Below are 19,583 nucleotides of genomic sequence, written 5' to 3' on the forward strand. Positions count from 1 at the left end.
TTCTCTTACAAAACAGTTTGTTATCTTACAATTTTGTCATTTTCCTCATCATTTGATGATATCCTTTATCTTTTGAGAATTGGAACGTAAACGTTGTTCCTTCCTTCTCTATTGATTGTACAGAAATTCCATGGCTAAGATGATCACAAATTTGCTTTGTAATATATAACCCCATCCCTGTTGCTTCCCTCGTTTTCCGTCCATTCACTCCTGTAAAAAACGGTTCAAAAATTCGTTTTATATCTTGCTTTGGAATACCTATTCCATTATCACGGATATGTAATACAATAACACTTTCTGTTTCTTCGATTTGAAATGTAATTTCTTTTTTCTCTTTCTCTGTAATTCTTGTATACTTCAGGGCATTCATCACAATTTGATTCATTGCAATGCTGAGCCATTTTTGATCCGAAGCTACCACATACTGTTCTTTCTCAAACAGAACCTTTGGATATACAGCATACTGAATAAATGTTTTTTTATGCTGATTAATACTATCACGAACAATATCCACCACATTAACTTCTTCTATTTTATAATCTTTTCCAAACTGTTCGAGGCGTGCCATATGAAGCGCTAAATCTAACCCATGTAAAATACGATTATTTTCTTCACGGATACTTTCAATCGTATCTCTTGCCTCGCGGTGCGTTTGTCCAAGTTTTTGCAGCAATAATTCAATGACAGATACCGGTGTTTTCATTTGGTGAATCCACTGATTCATAAAGATTGTTTGCTGTTCCCCTTTTGCCTGTTGTTCATGCATTTCATTCATATACTGTTGCCTTAAGAGCGAAAAAGCTTCCACAATTACTTCTTGTTCGTATGAATAGGACGAACTGACAGATAAAGAATGATGCAACTCATGTCCCTCTGCAATGTAATGTTCCACCTTTTGTAAAAAGGCTTGTCTTTTCCGGTAATCATGCATCAGAAAGAAAACGAAAACAACGATTGATAATAAAAATCCATATAGCCATGTACTCCAATTTATAGATTGCTTCTGTAAAAAAGCTTGCAACTGCAAGACAAGACCAAATAAAACGATACTCATCATGTAGGAAACAAGTAATGCAATGCGATCCATCACATATTTTTTAAGATTCATGTTCGTTCACCCAATTCGTCAAAAGCGCATATCCATAGCTCCGCTTCGTAACAATTGCATCAGTAATCCCTATCTCTTCTAACTTTTTACGGACACGCTTTACATTTACAGTTAATGTATTATCATCAACAAAAGCAATCTCATCCCATAATGCTTCTAGTAACTCTTCTCTCGTTACATATTGATCCGCTTGCTTCATTAAGCATTCTAATAAATAGTACTCATTTTTTGTAAGTTCTATTTGCTTTCCTTGCCACTCTGCCATGTGCTGCGCTGGATATAAAAGTAACCCATTCACGCCAAAATAATCGCTCTCTGCCCCTGATGCATATTCACCATACACACGGCGCAGCGCACTTTTCACTTTTGCCATAACAATATCTAAATGAAACGGCTTCGTAATATAATCATCACCACCATTTTCAATCGCCATTACTTGATCCATCTCTCCTGTACGTGCAGATACAAAAATAATCGGCGCATTGGAAACAGTACGAATTTGGCGGCACCAATAGAACCCATCAAAATACGGTAAATTAATATCAAGTAAAACTAAATGTGGGTTCACTTTTGCAAATTCATCTTTTATATGACGAAAATCTTGTACACGGAATGACCGATAACCGTATTTATCGAGATGCCCTTCTAAAATATCAGCAATTTTCAAATCATCTTCTACAATTAATATTTTATACATATCATTCCCACTCCCTTATAAGAAGTACATGTAGACACCATTACTATCTGCCCTACACCTACCCTTTTCCATTATAAGGGTAAATTCCCATTTGAGGAGAGTTTTTATTTCGGCATAAAGTGAAACTTTAATCAGTGGGGGTTTTTTACCTCATAGGAAGAAGCGAAACCACCGAACATTCTAGCCACTGGAGCTGGACAATGCTTTCGCTGAATTTTGAGGTGGGAGTATTACTGCCCGCAAATAGCGGGACAAAAAAGACTGCCTCATTTCGGCAGTCTTAATCGATAAATTCAAATTCATATTCAAGGATTTTTACAATATCGCCGTCTTTTGCACCGCGTGCGCGAAGTGCTTCATCAATACCCATACCGCGCATTTGACGAGCAAATCTACGTACAGACTCATCACGAGTAAAGTCTGTCATCTTGAATGTTTTCTCAATATCATAACCAGAAATCACAAATGTACCATCGCTTTCACGTGTAATTTCAAATTTAGAGCCTTCACCCTCAAATTTGTACATTACACTTGCTTCAGATTCATCTACAACTTCGTGTATTGGGAATTCTGGTGTTGTTTCGATAAGATTTGCTACTTCAAATAGTAAATCACGAACACCTTGACGCGTTACTGCAGAAATTGGGAAGATTTTCACTTCATCGCCCACTTTTTCTTTGAACGCTTGTAAATTTTCTTCTGCCTCTGGCATATCCATTTTGTTTGCAACAACAACTTGTGGACGCTCTGTTAGACGCAGATTGTATTCTTTTAATTCATTATTAATTGTTACGTAATCCTCATATGGATCACGTCCTTCTAAACCAGACATATCAATCACATGAATAATAACACGTGTACGCTCAATATGACGTAAGAATTGATGTCCAAGTCCAACACCTGCGTGTGCTCCTTCAATCAATCCTGGAAGGTCTGCCATAACGAAGCTGCGTCCATCACCTGTTTCAACTACTCCAAGGTTTGGAACAATTGTTGTGAAGTGATATTCAGCAATTTTTGGACGTGCTGATGATACAACAGATAATAATGTTGATTTACCGACACTTGGGAATCCCACAAGCCCTACATCAGCTAACACTTTCAATTCTAGTACTACTTCACGCTCTTGACCTGGTTCCCCGTTCTCAGCAATTTCTGGAGCTGGGTTCGTTGGCGTTGCAAAACGTGAGTTACCACGACCACCACGGCCACCTTTTGCGATAACTGCTGATTGCTCATGCGTTACTAAATCCGCAAGAATTTGACCAGTAGCTACATCTTTTACAACTGTTCCCGGCGGAACCTTTACAATTAAATCATCCGCTTTACGGCCATGTTGGTTTTTACTCATTCCATGTTGACCGCGATCTGCTTTAAAATGACGCTGATAGCGGAAATCCATTAATGTACGTAACCCTTCGTCTACCACGAAAACAACATCGGCACCTTTACCACCGTCACCGCCTGCTGGGCCACCTTTTGGAACATATTTCTCACGACGATACGCAACCATTCCGTTTCCACCATCGCCGCCTTTTACATATATCTTGACCTGATCTACAAACATTATCTCACCACACTTTTTTCTAGTAATTGCAATATAACCGAGATTTCTTCATCTCGCACTGTATAAGAAATGGAAAACCATTTATTATATTGATGAGCAAGCCACTCTTCTATTTCTTGTACACTTGTTAGCTTGCCACGAAAATCAAAAAAGAAACGAGCATCCTCACCTTCACATTCAACTGTGATACAAACATAATTTTCAACATAAATGTCTAAACTATGCTCAAGCATTTGGAAAAATTGAGCCGTCCATATAGATACTTTTTCATCTAGATGAGATAAGTTATGTATTTTTCCTAATACTTCGTACTCCAACAAGCACGGGTGCTGTTTCCAATTATATGTTAAAATCCATTCTGAAAACTTGGGCATAGAAAGCCCCATCAGATTCGATTCTTGTCTCGCTTCTTGGACAAAACGATCGATGAGTCCATGAATTTCTTCCACTCTTCCAAGCGAAAGATTTCCTTTAATCATCTGCATACGATTAAGCCAATCATGTCTTGAATGACGCAACGCATCTATAATTGTCCATTTTTCTTTCATTCATATACCCCTTTAATATAGAAAAACTCTAACCTGCACTCAGGTTAGAGTTTTCCGTGAGTTTCTTATGCTTCTTGAGCAACAGGATATACGCTCACTTGTTTGCGGTCACGGCCAAGACGCTCGAAGCGTACTACGCCGTCAACTTTCGCGTATAATGTGTCATCGCCACCACGACCAACGTTAACACCTGGATAAATTTTTGTACCGCGTTGACGGTAAAGGATTGATCCACCTGTTACGAATTGACCGTCTGCACGCTTAGCACCAAGACGTTTTGAGATAGAGTCACGACCGTTCTTTGTGCTACCTACACCTTTCTTAGATGCGAAAAACTGAAGATCTAATCTTAACATACGTTACACCTCCTGCACTTTTTCTATTAATCGGATATATTTTCCGTAATCAAGTTCAATCGTTTTAAGCGAAACAACCATGCCCTCTAACAGAAAACATGCTTTTTCTTTTGTAGAATCATCTAGATCACTAGGCAATTCATACATCAAGAATCCACCATCTTTTCCAAGTTCAATAGTTGCTTGCACACTACAAAGTGATTCCACTGCATTTATTGCACCAAACACAACCGCTGTCGTTGCAGCACAGACAAGATCTTGTCCATGCGGAGCGAAGTTCGCATGCCCGGTCATTTTAAATGATTGGATACTTCCTAATTTCGTGCGGTTAATCGTAATTTTAATCATGACAACCCGAATTAAGCGTTGATTGCTTCAATCACTAATTTCGTGTATGGTTGACGGTGACCTTGTTTTTTACGATTGTTCTTTTTCGCTTTGTATTTGAAAACGATGATTTTCTTAGCGCGACCTTGTTTTTCAACTTTCGCAGTAACCGTTGCACCTTCTACAACTGGGCTACCAACTTTAACAGTTTCGCCACCAACGAAAAGAACTTTGTCAAAAGTAACAGTTTCACCAGCTTCTACGTCTAATTTCTCTACGTAGATTGCTTGACCAGCTTCAACTTTAATTTGTTTTCCACCTGTTTCGATAATTGCGTACATAATTGCACCTCCTCATAATTACTAAGACTCGCCAAAACGAGGTAGACATACAATGTCTTTTAGGAACCTGTCCTGCGCGGTTGTAGTATATAGCCGTTTAGGTGCTATAAACTATAACATAGAGATGTTATCACGAAACATAGCCCATTGTCAATGAATCTTCTACTAACTATTTTTTCCGCGTGCGTATCTCTTCCTTTGTTCCAAAGCGTTGAATCGTGTAACATGCTGCTTCATCATCAATAAAATAAATTTGAAAAGATATATTGCGCTGCAGTTCTTTTTCAAAAAAGATTTGCTGCACATTGGGATGAGCAGCGATTAAAACAGCTTCGTCATCTGTTCCATTATAAGCGATTAGTTCTCTCTCTAACTCATATGCTACCGTTTCATGCGATAACACATAACCACTGCTTTGACAAATCATGCAATCTGTTAATAGCGTATCACGAAGCGATTGTTTTTTTCGTTTTCTTGTTATTTCTAAAATACCAAGCTCTGTAAATCCTAACACTCTCGTATAAGTGTGGTCTTTTTCTAAGTGCAACTTTACGATGTCTCTTATTTTTTCTTTTTCTTCGCGGCGCTTCATATTAATAAAATCGATTAAAATCATCCCACCAATATCACGAAGTCGCAGCTGCCGTGCAATTTCTTTTGCTGCTAGTTCATTTGTGCGTAACACTGTATCTTGTAAATTTTGTTTCCCGGTGAATTTACCAGTGTTTACATCAATTACAGTCATCGTTTCCATTTGTTCAATGAGTAAATATGCTCCGTTTGGAAGCCACACTACCTTTTGCAGTGCCTTTTCAATTTCACGGTCAATTCCATAGCGGGCAAATAATGGCGTCTTTTCATGAAAGAAAGTAACTTTTTCTGCACCTATTCTCTCTCCTAATTCCTGTATCATACTGCGCTGATCTACAATCACCTGTGAAACCGTCTCTACTGGTATCTCTTGAAAGATTCGATCTAAAAAATTAGAAGAAGAATGAACAAGAAGTGGGGCTTTTCCTCGCTGTTCTTGTTTTTTCACAAGTTCAAATTGCAACTGAAGACGATGCATCTCCGCTTGTATTTCTTCTATCTGAACTTTCTCACATGCAGAACGGAAAATAAATCCTCCTGTTTTTTCTAGCGCAAGAAGTTGTTCTCGTTTTTTCGCATCCTTTATTTTCCGGGAAACGGCAAAAACTGTGTCATAGGGCATATATACAACATATTTCCCGGTGAATTCTATATTCGCGGTTATTTTTGGCCCTTTCGTATCAATCGCCTCTTTCACTACTTGTACAAGGATTGCTTGTCCTTCATGTAACCGCATAGCTGATGGTACGTTTTCATAGGACAAATAGGCATGCTTCTCTAAACCAATATTGACAAAAGCAGCGTTCATCCCCGCGATTGTTCGCATGACACGACCAATATATATATTTCCAACAATTTGTTTTTGTTCATTTCGTTGCCATAAGAGTTCTACAATCTCTTGCTCTTCTTCAACAGCAACTCGTTTTTCCGAACCGATGTAATTTATGTATAACGTTTTCAAAGTCTATTCCTCTCTTTTATCCTTTTTTTGTAACTACTCAGCTATACATTTCATTTAGAAATTTGGTAAGAGGTATGATTCCAGTGAAAATACGCTCCTTATTACCTATAGAAAGTTATTTTCATTTTTCAGCATATAGGTTGCTGCCACGAAGATAAAAATGGACCTACACCTTGCTGCCTTTCTTTGTTTTAAAACTTTGTACGTGGCAGGAAAAGGTCCTGACCGCTCCTATACATAGCCAGTCCCTCTCGACTATTTAAAAAAAATGCTTTTCTTCCTTTTTTCACAGAGTGACTGAGTAATTATCCTTTTTTATACAATAATAAAAGGTTAGTGTTACCGTCAACACTAACCAATTAACTCTTCTATGGATGATGTTGTTCTTTTTTCTGTAAAATATGCGTAAAGCAATTCATTTTCATCTAGCGTGTATTGATTTTTATGATCTCCTTGAATAATAATCGAATGCTTATAGCCCCTTCGAAACTGCGTGAAAATATGATACAAACTCGCTTCTTTCCCAACTGTAATAGCTGCTACCTTTATAATTTCTTGTTTTTTCCCATAATAACGCTCCAATAAAAAGCGCATAAATGCATAGCGGCGCTGTTTCCATTCTTGGAATAAGGAAAATGCTAAAAAAAGAAGTAACGCCCACATCATCATATTCTTTCCATTCCAGAAAAGCTGCAATCCTAATACAACGCTCAGGCAAACAATTGATATTCTCATCATAATATTATGTGCTTGTAAAAATGGAAAGCGATGCGACAATATATTCAGTACAATCTTCCCCCCATCAAGAGGCCAAATCGGTAATAAATTGAAGCACAAAATAAGCATATTGTTCCACATGAAAAAATGATAAAAGTTCTCTCCCATCCAGCCTACTGTGTACAATAAGTAGGCTGCGGCTACCATCCATACGTGTTGAACAGGCCCTGCTATAATAACGATTGCCTCTTCTTTTAACGGCTTATTCCCATGCTCATCAAGCTCAGCTACCCCGCCAAATGGCAATAGCTGAATTCGCTTAATGCGCCATTTAAAATGGGCAGCTGCTATCGCATGACCTAATTCATGAATAAAGACAATGAAAAATAAAATGAGAACCTCTTTAAAACGAGCTGTAAAAACCGCAATTGCTATAATTCCCCAAAACAATGGATGAATGGTAATCTTTGAAAAAACCTCACTATATTTATTCAAATGAAATCACCTGAATTGGATCAATAAATTTTTCATTCTTTTTAAATGCAAAATAAAATTTTCCATTTGCAACTGTTCCAACTTTTTGCTTTTTCGCTACATAATCATATAACTTAACTGATGTTTCTCCTAAGTTTCCGTACCAAGATTCCGTACCATCTGCATGTTGGATTTCAACTGTATTTCCAAACTCCTCTTTTTGATCGATCGAGACAACAATTCCTTCATTAACTGATTCCACAACGGCATTCGTAGCTGTTTGTACAAACACACCTTGTCCGTTTGCCTGAAAACTTTGCATTACTTTTCCTGAGGCAGGAACAGCATAATTCTTTTCTTTCTGAGTTGTTTTCTTTTCACTAGAAGGAAAAAAAGATAGTGGTTTTCCAAACTGTGATTCATACCACTTTGAAACAAATGCAAATTGAAACTCTTCTTTCATTGTTTGTTTAACAACTGTACGTGCTCCTTCAAAAGAATTTGTTGTGTTTTTAAATAAGATGGCTACGACAAGAACAAGAATAGCGGATAGTAGTAACTTAAAGAGAAATATTTCCTTGCGGAAGAGAGGATGTGCTTCTTCTCCTTCTTCAGCAAAAAGCGGTGTATATTCTTGTTCTTCAAATGAAAACAACTTATCTTCTTCTCTTTTTTCCTGCTCTGCTTTCCTCTTAGCAATACGTTTTTTTATTTCTTCTACTCGCTTATTTCTCATCCTGACCCCTTCCTCTTTCCATCAGTTTGTACATATGTATGAGTTGTCCGAGAAAGATATTCATGGGAATGCTTTTCTCCTAGAAGGTTAATTAAAGTAATTTCACGTATGCCAGCACTTAGCATTCCTACCTTCTGCTACATTTTTAGCAGGAATACAAAAAAAAAGCACCCCGCATATATACGAAGTGCTCTTAACGTATCCCGAAGAATTTTTTCATTTTCGTAAATACTGATTCTTTTCCATTTTCAAGCGGTTGCAATGGCACATTTTCTCCAAGCAAACGTCTTGCAATATTTCGATAAGCAATTGATGCTTTTCCATTCGGTTGCAACGCTACAGGCTCTCCTGTATTTGTTGCTCGAATCACCTCATCATCATCTTCTACGACCCCAAGCAATTCAATTGACAAGGTACGTACAATTTCATCTACATCCAACATATCTTGTTCATGTAGCATATGACCACGCACACGATTGATAATTAACTTCGGTGGCTCGATATCTTCTTTTTCCAATAGTCCGATAATCCGATCAGCGTCACGCATTGAAGATACTTCTGGTGTTGTCACAACAATCGCTTTATCAGCACCTGCCACAGCGTTTTTAAAGCCTTGTTCAATACCTGCTGGGCAATCAATTAATATGTAATCATAATCTTGACGTAGTTGCTGTATTAATTCTTCCATTTGTTCAGGTGTTACCGCTGATTTGTCACTCGTTTGTGCTGCAGGTAATAAATAGAGTTCATCAAAGCGCTTATCTCTAATAAGAGCTTGAGGTAAACGACAACGCCCTTCAACAACATCAACGAGATCATATACAATACGGTTTTCCAACCCCATTACTACGTCTAAATTTCGCAAGCCAATATCTGTATCAATCAAACATATTTTTTTCCCAGATAACGCCAAGGCTGTACCAATATTTGCAGACGTTGTAGTTTTACCTACTCCGCCTTTTCCAGATGTAATAACTATTGCCTCTCCCACAGCTATACAATTCCCCTTTCTAACCTTGTTAAATTAGGTCTAAGATGAGTGAGAAGTTGAATGCGATCGACAACAATGTGATTGTTCTCATTAATGTAGGCACATTCTGCCCCTTCCGCCCCGTCTTCTTTCTCCTCAGGAGCGCGCGTTGTCACGTCGCTAATCCGAAGCTGCATTGGATTCATAACAGAAGCTGCTATAACAGCTTCTGCATCCCCATAATATCCAGCATGTGCAATTCCTCGTAATGTTCCCATAATAAAAATATTTCCTCCGGCGATAACCGTACCGCCTGGATTCACATCTCCAATCAATAATAAATCGCCTTTTACACGCAATATTTGACCTGAGCGAACAATTTTTGAAACAGAAACAATTTCTGTTTCTTCTTTCCATGCTAACGCTTGTTCTTTCGTTACAACATCACTCTCAATAGAATCTACAACTAAATTCTTTTTATTACGAATTAGCGTGCGCAACTCTTCTTGTTGCACTTCTGTTACATAACGATTCCCAACTTTGACCTGTACTTCAATTAAAGAGCGTCCATCACCCTCGTAATAATGGGTTGAAAGCTTTTCGTCAAGTTCTTGTAACAATTCGCGAAATGAACAGGAATCCTCCAGATGTAATGCTAAACCATCCTTCGTCCCTTTTATAGTCACATTTTGTTGCTTTTTTTCTGTCACCAATGCTCACCCCACCGGTTTAATTCGACATAAAATTAGAAAATCCTTTTTTCTTTTTCTTCCATGGCATCTGAAAGACGTAAAATATATCGTTTCAGTGGGAAACAAAACAGTAGTAAAAAAATTCCGTTCAATAACAATGTCGGAAGAAGACGATCTGTAAAAAAGATATGTGCTGACATATGAACACGACCAATTAGCGTCAAAAATCCATACACATAATACTCTAGCGCAGCAATGCTTGCTAATACAATAAAGAACACAATAAAAAGGTTCACTTGTAAAATTCGCATTGCCTGATAGACAAGATAAGCTAAGATCGGATAAGCAAATATATACACACCAACTAGCTCGGTATGTACTATATCGAATAAAAATCCAAATAGTAGTCCGTAGTAAACACCTTGTACAGAATTAAAGTAAATCGTAATAAAACATAAAACAATCATTAAAAAATGCGGTGCTACAATTGTATGCTTCCAAAAAAGACCCGTTGGAACAATAGTAGAAAACATACTCTCCAATACAAATGCGAAAAGAAGTAGAAGAGGAAGAATCGCTTTTTTTATAATCTCCATCTCTTCCCCCTCCTATTTCCCTATATCCACTGTCGGCATAGTTCGTTTTGCAACCATAACATTGTTGACATCATTTAAATCTGCTGCAGGCTTGATATAAGCTGTTTGTGTTAATCCATACTCATCAGCTGTTACCTCAACGATTTGTCCAATAACCAATCCATCTGGGAACACACCGCCAAGGCCTGAAGTTACGACCGTTTGATCCTTCTCTACTTTTACACCAGATGGAATTTTTGTGAAAACAAGCTGCTGCTTTTCTTTATCGTACCCTTCAATTAATCCGAAAACATTGCTATCTCCTCGGACAACAGCTGAAATACGATTTGTTCGATTTAATGAGCTTATGAGCTCAACTGTGGAAGTGAACTGTGAAACGCTTTTTACTTTTCCAATTAAACCTTTTGATGTAATAACAGCCGCATCTTTTTGAATGCCTTCCTGTGCACCTTTATCAATACCAATTATGTCATTCCATTTATCTGGATTACGATTAATGACAGTTGCGTGAACAGGGTTAAAATCACGAAGTGTATCTTTTTTCCCAAGAATATCACGAAGTTCTTCATTTGTTTTTTCTAATTCTTTTACCTTTACGGACAACTCTGCATACTTGTCCAATTTTGCTTTTAATTCTTTATTTTCTTCATACGTGCGCTTTACATCTTCTATGTTCTCAAAGAATCCGGCAACATAATTCGCTGGCTTTTGAAATACACGTTCTACAACTCCTACGGTATCCTTTACAAACTGCTCTGGCCACGTTAGATTTTTCCGTTCTTTCAATGAGATTCCGATCAATGCCACGAGAAGAATAATACTAACTAATAAAACAATTAATCTTTTGTTTAAGAAAAACTGTGGCACGTTCACACCCTCTTAAATTCACTAATTTTTTATGTTGAAATAATGGATTTTATCGAGCACTTTTGAAAAGATCGATATTGTCTAACGCTTTACCTGTTCCAATTGCTACGCAATCTAATGGGTTTTCTGCAACAAGCACTGGCATTCTTGTTTCTTCGCTAATTACTTTATCTAAATTACGAAGCAAAGCACCGCCACCTGTTAAAACAATTCCACGATCCATAATATCCGCTGCTAATTCTGGCGGAGTTTTTTCTAATGTGTTTTTTACAGACTCAACAATTGCATCTACAGTATCTTTTAAGGCTGATGCAATTTCTTCTGGACGAATCGATACCGTTTTTGGTAATCCAGTCACTAAATCACGACCACGAATATCCATTGGTTCAACACCTTCTGGTTCGCCAGCAGAACCAATTTCTAATTTTAATGCTTCTGAAGTTCGTTCCCCAATCATTAAATTGTAGTTTTTCTTAATGTACTGAATAATTGCATCGTCCATTTCATCACCAGCAACACGAACAGATTGGCTTGTTACAATACCGCCAAGAGAAATAATGGCAACTTCTGTTGTACCACCGCCTATATCTACAACCATACTTCCTGTTGGTTCCCAAACAGGTAAGTTCGCACCAATTGCAGCTGCAAATGGTTCTTCAATTGGGTATGCATCGCGTGCACCTGCTTGACGAGTTGCATCGATTACCGCACGTTTTTCAACCGCCGTAATACCAGATGGCACACATACCATTACGTAAGGCTTACGAGAGAAGAAGCCATTTGATTTCTGTGCTTGTTGAATATAGTATTTCATCATTGTTGCTGTTGTTTCATAATCAGCGATAACACCGTCTTTCATCGGACGAAGTGCCACAACATTTCCAGGTGTACGACCAATCATTTGTTTTGCATCGTTACCAACTGCAACAATTTGCTTTGTATCTGTTTGCAATGCCACAACAGATGGCTCACGTACAACGACACCTTTCCCTTTTACATATACAAGCGTATTCGCTGTTCCTAAGTCTATTCCAAGGTCACGAGTAAAACCACCAAATCCAAACATATTATATATCTTCCTTTCTAATTTTAACAAAAATGCTCACTTTTTGCTTTAAATATTATTATATTTATATAAAACATAACGTTTTTACATGTTCTTTGTTATAGTGTAGACGAAAGCCTACAAAAAACTCATAACTCACATTATAAAACAAAATAAAGAAAAAAAATAGTCTTAAATATGACCTTTATCTTTTAAACTAACAAATTTATGGTCACCAATAATAATATGATCGAGAATTTCAATCCCAATAATTTTCCCGCACTCTACAAGTCTTTTCGTGACTTCAATATCCTCTCGGCTTGGCGTGGGGTCGCCTGAAGGGTGATTATGAAGACATATAATAGAAGCAGCAGCGCGGCGAAAAGCTTCCTTGAACACCTCGCGCGGATGTACAATCGAGGCATTCAAACTTCCAATAAATACCGTTTGTCGATGCATCACTTGATTTTTCGTATTTAAATATAAACATACAAAATGTTCTTGTTGTAAAAAGCGCATCTCCTCCATCATATAACGTGCGCAATCTTCCGGATTACGAATGCTATATCTATTTTGATACTCTAAGCGTACCATTCTTCGTCCGAGTTCAAAAGCAGCAATAAGTTGGGATGCTTTTGCCACCCCAACGCCATGAATGCTTGTCATTTCTTCAATTGTTGCATCTTTTAACATTCGTAATCCGTCAAAATGATGCAAAATTTGATTTGCTAATGTTAAAACTGACTCCTCTTTTGAACCAGTTCGAAGTAATATAGCGAGAAGTTCTGTGTTTGATAAGCTGCTTGCTCCTTCTAGCAATAAACGTTCCCGTGGTTGATCTTCTTTCACAACATCACGAATGCAGCTCATATTCCAGCCTCCTTTACATATTAAATTGTTTCAACTCGCGCACAACACGTGCAATCGGTAAGCCAACAATCGCATAATAATCACCTTGTATATGCTGAACAAAAATAGCACCTTTTCCCTGTATCCCATAACTCCCAGCTTTATCAAGCGGTTCTTTCGTTTTTACATATGCATGAATTTCTTCTTCAGTTAATTCCCAAAACGTTACTTCTGCACGCTCATAGAATGTCACTGTTTTTTCTTTTGAAATAAGAGCAACCCCTGTATACACCTCATGTGTTTTCCCTGATAAGAGCTGCAACATTTCTTTCGCTTCACTCTCATCCTCTGGTTTTCCTAGAATACGCGACTCATAAGTAACAATTGTATCAGCACCAAGCACAACATAGTCTTCATAATCCTTTGCTACAGCAGATGCTTTTTGCAATGCAAGTGACATCACGATATCATGCGGTGATGAATATGCTCCAATCGTTTCTTCTACATCGCTAACTACAACCTCAAATGGTATATCTACTAGCTCAAGTAATTCTTTACGCCTTGGTGAACCCGACGCTAAAATAAGTTTTTTCATACGTTCTCCTTTCATTTTTAAAATTAGCAGGAAGATACAGCATAACCATACTAAATGTATAGATTCTCCTCAAATTTTAAAAATATCGTTTTTCTTTTTAAAAAAATACAAAAGAAAGGAAAAAGCACAAACTCACTTTCCCTTTCTTCAGTGCTAATAAGTAATAGAAAAAAGCAACTACATAATGATTATGAGTTAAACATTATCTAATTATTATACGTTTTTGTTTTTTTGTGAAACTATTTTTTCATAAGAAAGAAAGCTATCCGCTAACACTTGCTGCAATTTCGTCATCGTTTCCATATCTTGTTTTCCCTCTTGTATTGTTTGCACAGCCACTGATGCATACGTAAACAACTTTTTTATATCATCCCGCTTTAGTGCTGCCTCTTCTTTTTTTACTGATTTCCATTCATTTTCAATCTGTTCTATATCTGTTTTACTTATTTTGTTTCCGGACTGCATCACAGCGGCTTGTTTCAATAATTTCCCATACAATGATTGTAACTTTTCCAAAAACGCTCCATACTCTTGATCCTGTTTTAAAAGCGCTTGATCTGTAATCTCCCATTTCTTTTTCACAACTGATATATCTTTTTGTTTATATTGCGTGATCATCTGCGTGACAGATTGTTCATCATGTGCCATTCCAAGAACAAGTAAATATTTATCTCCTGACTGCATAACTGCTCCAGGGACTCCGTTTTCTTGTAACTCTTTTAATGATGCCTGTCCCTTTTCTTTCGAAGAGAACACCCCGCCCTGTACAAAATAAATCGTCAGCGGTGATAAAGGGGCTGGGGCTGTTTTCTTTTCTTCTGTTTTCTCATTTGTCGGTTTTTTTGTTTCATTTTGCCCTGTAACATTTGCTGCTGGAGCTGTCTTTTCACGAACAGTTTCTTGTCCCGTTAGCAAGTGCAGCATTCCCATTCCAAACCCTGTCCCAATTACAATTGCTGTAGATACCGTGAGAATAAATCTATTACTCCAGCCTTTTTTTCCTTTACGTATTGATGCTGCATGTTTTTGAAACGACACAACATTATTTGTCACCGTATTCTCCGGGAGCACCCACTCAAACTCTTCTTTTTTTGCTTCCTCTTCTTTCTTCTCTATATAATTTGCTTCCGTTCCATTCACTTTAATTGAAATTGGTCGCGATTGTTTGTCCATACCCCCACTCCTTACTTCTTATCATTGCCAGCATCGTATCATACTCGTTTCAAAAAAAAACGAGATACTTGTCAAAGGGATTCGCCAAATTATCCTATATTGTTATCTTATATGTATGCTTGCGTCTTTATTTGTAGAACAAAAAACTAGACAGCTTATTTCTGTCTAGTTTTTTGAACCACATATTTACGAGCTTCTGATATGAAGTAAAGAGAACCTGTTAGTAAGAAAATATCATCTTCTTGTAAAGAATCCATTGTCCTACTAATCGCTTCCTGCCAATTTTCAAAAATATGTTTCGATTCTCGTTTTGAATGAGCAGCAAGAGCCTCGGCAGAGATAGCACGATCAAACGTGAACGTTGTAAAAATCATTTCATCTGCAATTGTTTCTAATTGTCCAACCATTTCATCGAGTTGCTTATCCCCAAGTGCTGTAAATAAAATAACAATTCGGTTTTCACTGTAGTGTGCACGAACAGTTTCCACAAGACTATTTACACCTTCTGGATTGTGTGCCCCATCAATAATGACATGAGGATGAGTAGAAAGTTGCTCAAAACGTCCAATCCAATATGCTTCAGCTAATCCTTTGCGGATATGCTCTTCATCAATTAAAAATGCTTGATACACGTTTAAGTATGACATCGCCATAAGCGCCAGCGCCGCATTTTGCACTTGATGCTGGCCTTTCATAGAAATAAAAAGATCTTCATACGTACGGAATGGAGACGAAAATGTAAATCGTTCTCCTTCTTTCTCTGAAGAAAGATGTTCTACTTGAATTTGATTTCCTAGTTCATATAAGTTAGAACGTTTTTCATTGGCAATCGTACGGATGACTTCTAATGCCTCATTTTGCTGTACACCAGTTATAACAGGAACCCCTGATTTTATAATCCCTGCCTTTTCAAATGCGATTGCTTCTAACGTATCACCTAAAATATGCATATGATCACGGCCAATATTTGTAATAATTGTAAGTACAGGATGAATGACATTCGTTGAATCGAAGCGTCCTCCAAGCCCTGTCTCAAATAAGACGATGTCACACATATTCATCTTTCCAAAATAATAAAGCGCCATAACGGTAATGATTTCAAATTCTGTCGCTTCGCCTAAATTCGTTTCATCTAACTTTTCTACAACAGGTTTGACCATATTTACGAGATCTGTAATTTCTTGATCTGTAATTGGTATACCATCAATACTAATCCGTTCATTAAATGTTTCAATGTACGGAGAAGTAAATGTCCCTACTTTGTACTCTGCCCCCTGTAACATATAACGCATATATGTGAGAGTGGAACCTTTTCCATTTGTTCCCGCAAGATGAACACACTTGATATGACGCTCCGGATTTCCAAGTTCCCCTAACATCCACTCCATACGTTCTAACCCTGGTTTTATACCAAATTTTAAACGGCTATGAATCCAGCCGATTGCTTCTTCATATGTATGTATCACGTATGCCATTCCCCTTTCCATCAAAAAAACGAACCAAAGCAAAAGATTGCTCTAGCCCTATTATACTCAAATAGAACAATCTTTGCCGTGGTTCGCTATTGAAAATATTTTATCCCGCTATTTGTGGGCGGTAATACTCCCACTGATTAAAGTTTCACTTTATTTTTGTAGATCCGCTAGACGTTGGCGAACTGCTTCGCGTTTTTCTAGGTAATCTTTCTCTTTCGCGCGTTCTCCTTCAATAACTGCTTCCGGAGCTTTTGCTACGAATCCTTGATTTGCAAGTTTCTTCTGTACACGTTCTACTTCTTTATCAAACTTCTCAAGTTCTTTTTCAAGACGTGCTTTTTCTTCATCAAGGTTGATCAGATCAGCTAGTGGTAAGAATAGCTCTGCACCTGATACAATTGCAGTCATCGCTTTTTCCGGTGCTTGTAAATCCGTTTGAATTGTTAATTCACTTGGATTACAGAAGCGCTCAATGTAAGAGCTGTTTTTCGTAAGCTGCGCTAGTACTGCTTCATCTTTTGCTTTAATTTGCAATTGAACTTTTTTGCTCATTGGCGTATTTACTTCTGCACGAATGTTACGAACAGAGCGAATGATATCAACAAGAAGATGCATTTCTGCCGCTGCTTCTTTATCTTGTAAATCTTCGCGAACTGTTGGCCATGCTGCTACTGTAATAGATTCACCTTCATGAGGTAAATGTTGCCAAATTTTCTCTGTTACGAATGGCATGAACGGATGTAACAGGCGCATTGTTTGATCTAGTACGTATGCTAAAACAGAACGAGTTGTTTTCTTCGCTGCTTCATCTTCGCCGTATAATGGAAGCTTCGCCATTTCAATGTACCAGTCACAGAAATCATCCCAAATGAAGTTGTATAATGCGCGACCAGCTTCACCAAATTCATATTTATCCATGTTACGCGTTACACTTTCAATTGTTTCATTTAAACGAGTTAAAATCCACTTATCTGCAACTGATTTTTCACCAGTTAAATCAATATCTTCGTATTGCATATCTTCCATGTTCATTAATACGAAACGAGATGCATTCCAAATTTTATTGATGAAGTTCCAAGTAGATTCTACTTTCTCCATGCTAAAGCGTAAATCTTGACCTGGTGCACTTCCTGTTGATAAGAAGAAGCGCATTGCATCTGCACCGTACTTCTCAATAACTTCCATTGGATCAATACCGTTACCAAGAGATTTACTCATTTTACGTCCTTGCTCGTCACGAACAAGACCATGAATTAATACGTCTTTAAATGGACGCTCTCCTGTAAACTCTAGACCTTGGAAAATCATACGAGATACCCAGAAGAAGATGATATCATATCCTGTTACAAGTGCATCTGTTGAATAGTAGCGTTTGAAGTCTTCATCATTTTCATTTGGCCAACCAAGTGTTGAGAATGGCCATAACGCTGAGCTAAACCATGTATCAAGTACGTCGTTATCTTGGTTCCAGTTTTCGATATCAGCTGGAGCTTCTGTACCTACGTATACTTCACCAGTTTCTTTATGATACCAAGCTGGGATGCGGTGTCCCCACCATAATTGACGAGAAATACACCAGTCATGAATGTTTTCCATCCAGCGTAAGTATGTGTTCTCAAAACGATCTGGTACGAACGTTACTTTTTCTTCTTCTTTTTGTTGCAGAGCAACAGCCTTTTCTGCAAGTGGTGCCATTTTTACGAACCATTGTGTTGATAAATACGGCTCAACAACTGCCCCGCTACGCTCACTATGACCTACCGCATGCATATGAGGCTCGATTTCTACCAATACGCCCGCTTCTTGCAAGTCTTTTACTAATTGCTTACGGCATTCAAAGCGATCCATACCGTTATACTTACCAGCTTTTTCGTTCATTGTTCCATCTTCGTTCATTACTAAAATGCGTGGTAAGTCATGACGGTTACCTACTTCAAAGTCATTCGGATCATGAGCTGGTGTGATTTTTACAACACCTGTTCCGAAATCTTTCTCTACATACTCATCAGCAATAATCGGTATTTCACGCTCTACGATTGGAAGTGTAACCGTTTTTCCGATTAAATGCTTGTAACGATCATCTTCTGGGTGAACTGCTACTGCTGTATCACCAAGCATTGTTTCTGGACGAGTTGTCGCAAGACGAATGTGACCAGAACCGTCTGTTAATGGGTAATTCATATGATAGAATGCACCTTGCACATCTTTATGAATTACTTCAATATCAGAAAGGGCAGTGCGTGTCGCAGGGTCCCAGTTAATGATATATTCACCGCGGTAAATTAAACCTTTTTCGTACAATTGAACGAATACTTTATTAACCGCATCAGATAAGCCTTTATCTAATGTGAATCGCTCACGAGTGTAATCTAATCCTAGACCAACTTTTCCCCATTGCTCGCGAATGTGAGAAGCATATTCTTCTTTCCATTCCCATGCTTTTTCAAGGAATTTCTCACGGCCAAGATCGTAACGTGAAATACCTTCTTCACGAAGTTTCCCTTCTACTTTCGCTTGCGTTGCGATACCTGCATGGTCCATACCAGGAAGCCATAATACATCGTATCCTTGCATACGCTTTGTACGTGTTAAAATATCTTGAAGTGTTGTATCCCAAGCATGACCTAAGTGCAGCTTACCAGTTACGTTCGGAGGCGGAATTACAATTGTATACGGCTGCTTATCAGCTTCTCCTTTTGCTTCGAAATATTTGCCTTCAAGCCACCATTTATAACGGCCTTCTTCTACGGATATATGATCGTATTTTGTTGGTAAATTCTTTTCCGTGTTTGACATATTTTTCCCTCCTTCAAAATAAAAAATGCCCCTCATCCAAAAAGGACGAGGGACATCGTGGTACCACCTTTATTTACAAACAAATTTAAAATTTGCTTATAC

General features: G+C 37.9%; 20 protein-coding genes and 2 other annotated features (1 of these 22 only partly in view). All 20 genes read right to left on the bottom strand.

Annotated elements, in window-relative coordinates; translation table 11 throughout:
- Positions 1–25: 25 nt before the first annotated feature.
- Positions 26–1,108, bottom strand: coding sequence for a sensor histidine kinase (locus BM350_RS05145; protein WP_090918645.1), 1,083 nt, complete (start codon positions 1,106–1,108; stop codon positions 26–28).
- A complete protein-coding gene (locus tag BM350_RS05150) occupies positions 1,098–1,805 on the bottom strand; it encodes a response regulator transcription factor (RefSeq protein WP_090918647.1) in 708 nt (235 codons plus the stop codon). Before BM350_RS05150 ends, BM350_RS05145 begins: the two co-directional genes overlap by 11 nt.
- 280 nt (positions 1,806–2,085) lie before the next feature.
- On the bottom strand, positions 2,086–3,372 hold the full coding sequence (gene obgE, locus BM350_RS05155; protein WP_090918649.1) for a GTPase ObgE: 1,287 nt from the start codon (positions 3,370–3,372) through the stop codon (positions 2,086–2,088).
- Complete coding sequence (locus BM350_RS05160) at positions 3,372–3,920, bottom strand: sporulation initiation phosphotransferase B (RefSeq protein ID WP_090918651.1); 549 nt, start codon at positions 3,918–3,920, stop codon at positions 3,372–3,374. The genes obgE and BM350_RS05160 overlap by 1 nt, the downstream gene beginning before the upstream one ends.
- 65 nt (positions 3,921–3,985) lie before the next feature.
- Positions 3,986–4,276 (bottom strand): 50S ribosomal protein L27, encoded by a 291-nt coding sequence (gene rpmA / locus BM350_RS27215; RefSeq protein ID WP_175483392.1) that lies wholly within the window; start codon positions 4,274–4,276, stop codon positions 3,986–3,988.
- Between the two features lie 3 nt (positions 4,277–4,279).
- Positions 4,280–4,624, bottom strand: coding sequence for a ribosomal-processing cysteine protease Prp (locus BM350_RS27220; RefSeq protein ID WP_175483393.1), 345 nt, complete (start codon positions 4,622–4,624; stop codon positions 4,280–4,282).
- Between the two features lie 11 nt (positions 4,625–4,635).
- Positions 4,636–4,944: a 50S ribosomal protein L21 gene (rplU, locus tag BM350_RS05170; protein ID WP_020059958.1), complete on the bottom strand. Its 309-nt coding sequence runs from the start codon at positions 4,942–4,944 to the stop codon at positions 4,636–4,638.
- 14 nt (positions 4,945–4,958) lie between these two features.
- Positions 4,959–5,036: a sequence feature (ribosomal protein L21 leader region), on the bottom strand.
- A 77-nt stretch (positions 5,037–5,113) separates the two neighbouring features.
- Positions 5,114–6,496 (bottom strand): Rne/Rng family ribonuclease, encoded by a 1,383-nt coding sequence (locus BM350_RS05175; RefSeq protein WP_090918653.1) that lies wholly within the window; start codon positions 6,494–6,496, stop codon positions 5,114–5,116.
- A 351-nt stretch (positions 6,497–6,847) separates the two neighbouring features.
- Positions 6,848–7,708 carry a M50 family metallopeptidase gene (locus BM350_RS05180; protein ID WP_090918655.1) on the bottom strand — a complete coding sequence of 287 codons (861 nt, stop codon included), beginning with the start codon at positions 7,706–7,708 and terminating at the stop codon, positions 6,848–6,850.
- Positions 7,701–8,423, bottom strand: coding sequence for a M23 family metallopeptidase (locus tag BM350_RS05185; protein WP_090918656.1), 723 nt, complete (start codon positions 8,421–8,423; stop codon positions 7,701–7,703). The genes BM350_RS05180 and BM350_RS05185 overlap by 8 nt, the downstream gene beginning before the upstream one ends.
- Positions 8,424–8,616: 193 nt before the next feature.
- Positions 8,617–9,414 (bottom strand): septum site-determining protein MinD, encoded by a 798-nt coding sequence (minD, locus tag BM350_RS05190; RefSeq protein ID WP_090918658.1) that lies wholly within the window; start codon positions 9,412–9,414, stop codon positions 8,617–8,619.
- 2 nt (positions 9,415–9,416) lie between these two features.
- The gene (minC, locus tag BM350_RS05195) at positions 9,417–10,103 is read right to left on the bottom strand and encodes a septum site-determining protein MinC (protein WP_090918659.1); all 687 of its coding nucleotides are present in this window, start codon (positions 10,101–10,103) and stop codon (positions 9,417–9,419) included.
- Between the two features lie 35 nt (positions 10,104–10,138).
- The gene (mreD, locus tag BM350_RS05200; protein ID WP_090918661.1) at positions 10,139–10,681 is read right to left on the bottom strand and encodes a rod shape-determining protein MreD; all 543 of its coding nucleotides are present in this window, start codon (positions 10,679–10,681) and stop codon (positions 10,139–10,141) included.
- Positions 10,682–10,693: 12 nt separating this feature from the next.
- A complete protein-coding gene (mreC, locus tag BM350_RS05205) occupies positions 10,694–11,548 on the bottom strand; it encodes a rod shape-determining protein MreC (RefSeq protein ID WP_090918663.1) in 855 nt (284 codons plus the stop codon).
- A 49-nt stretch (positions 11,549–11,597) separates the two neighbouring features.
- Positions 11,598–12,614, bottom strand: a complete 1,017-nt coding sequence (gene mreB, locus BM350_RS05210; RefSeq protein ID WP_090918665.1) for a cell shape-determining protein MreB — start codon at positions 12,612–12,614, stop codon at positions 11,598–11,600.
- A 171-nt stretch (positions 12,615–12,785) separates the two neighbouring features.
- Positions 12,786–13,463: a RadC family protein gene (radC, locus tag BM350_RS05215; protein ID WP_090918667.1), complete on the bottom strand. Its 678-nt coding sequence runs from the start codon at positions 13,461–13,463 to the stop codon at positions 12,786–12,788.
- Positions 13,464–13,476: 13 nt separating this feature from the next.
- On the bottom strand, positions 13,477–14,037 hold the full coding sequence (locus tag BM350_RS05220) for a Maf family protein (protein WP_090918669.1): 561 nt from the start codon (positions 14,035–14,037) through the stop codon (positions 13,477–13,479).
- 213 nt (positions 14,038–14,250) lie between these two features.
- Complete coding sequence (locus tag BM350_RS05225) at positions 14,251–15,210, bottom strand: stage II sporulation protein B (RefSeq protein ID WP_090918671.1); 960 nt, start codon at positions 15,208–15,210, stop codon at positions 14,251–14,253.
- 155 nt (positions 15,211–15,365) lie between these two features.
- A complete protein-coding gene (locus tag BM350_RS05230) occupies positions 15,366–16,676 on the bottom strand; it encodes a bifunctional folylpolyglutamate synthase/dihydrofolate synthase (protein ID WP_090918672.1) in 1,311 nt (436 codons plus the stop codon).
- Positions 16,677–16,835: 159 nt separating this feature from the next.
- Positions 16,836–19,481 (bottom strand): valine--tRNA ligase, encoded by a 2,646-nt coding sequence (locus BM350_RS05235; RefSeq protein ID WP_090918674.1) that lies wholly within the window; start codon positions 19,479–19,481, stop codon positions 16,836–16,838.
- Between the two features lie 38 nt (positions 19,482–19,519).
- Positions 19,520–19,583 (bottom strand) — a binding site (T-box leader); it runs 168 nt beyond the window's last position.

The organism is Bacillus sp. 103mf (genome assembly GCF_900116295.1).
Classification (GTDB): domain Bacteria; phylum Bacillota; class Bacilli; order Bacillales; family Bacillaceae_G; genus Bacillus_A; species Bacillus_A bruguierae.

What these genes read in the sequence shown, in the direction of transcription:
- BM350_RS05220 (WP_090918669.1), bottom strand. Translation starts at nt 14,037, where the DNA reads ATGAAAAAACTTATTTTAGCGTCGGGTTCACCAAGGCGTAAAGAATTA.
- obgE (WP_090918649.1), bottom strand. Translation starts at nt 3,372, where the DNA reads ATGTTTGTAGATCAGGTCAAGATATATGTAAAAGGCGGCGATGGTGGA.
- rplU (WP_020059958.1), bottom strand. Translation starts at nt 4,944, where the DNA reads ATGTACGCAATTATCGAAACAGGTGGAAAACAAATTAAAGTTGAAGCT.
- mreB (WP_090918665.1), bottom strand. Translation starts at nt 12,614, where the DNA reads ATGTTTGGATTTGGTGGTTTTACTCGTGACCTTGGAATAGACTTAGGA.
- radC (WP_090918667.1), bottom strand. Translation starts at nt 13,463, where the DNA reads ATGAGCTGCATTCGTGATGTTGTGAAAGAAGATCAACCACGGGAACGT.
- mreD (WP_090918661.1), bottom strand. Translation starts at nt 10,681, where the DNA reads ATGGAGATTATAAAAAAAGCGATTCTTCCTCTTCTACTTCTTTTCGCA.
- BM350_RS27220 (WP_175483393.1), bottom strand. Translation starts at nt 4,624, where the DNA reads ATGATTAAAATTACGATTAACCGCACGAAATTAGGAAGTATCCAATCA.
- BM350_RS05160 (WP_090918651.1), bottom strand. Translation starts at nt 3,920, where the DNA reads ATGAAAGAAAAATGGACAATTATAGATGCGTTGCGTCATTCAAGACAT.
- BM350_RS05145 (WP_090918645.1), bottom strand. Translation starts at nt 1,108, where the DNA reads ATGAATCTTAAAAAATATGTGATGGATCGCATTGCATTACTTGTTTCC.
- BM350_RS05185 (WP_090918656.1), bottom strand. Translation starts at nt 8,423, where the DNA reads ATGAGAAATAAGCGAGTAGAAGAAATAAAAAAACGTATTGCTAAGAGG.
- BM350_RS05150 (WP_090918647.1), bottom strand. Translation starts at nt 1,805, where the DNA reads ATGTATAAAATATTAATTGTAGAAGATGATTTGAAAATTGCTGATATT.
- rpmA (WP_175483392.1), bottom strand. Translation starts at nt 4,276, where the DNA reads ATGTTAAGATTAGATCTTCAGTTTTTCGCATCTAAGAAAGGTGTAGGT.
- BM350_RS05225 (WP_090918671.1), bottom strand. Translation starts at nt 15,210, where the DNA reads ATGGACAAACAATCGCGACCAATTTCAATTAAAGTGAATGGAACGGAA.
- BM350_RS05235 (WP_090918674.1), bottom strand. Translation starts at nt 19,481, where the DNA reads ATGTCAAACACGGAAAAGAATTTACCAACAAAATACGATCATATATCC.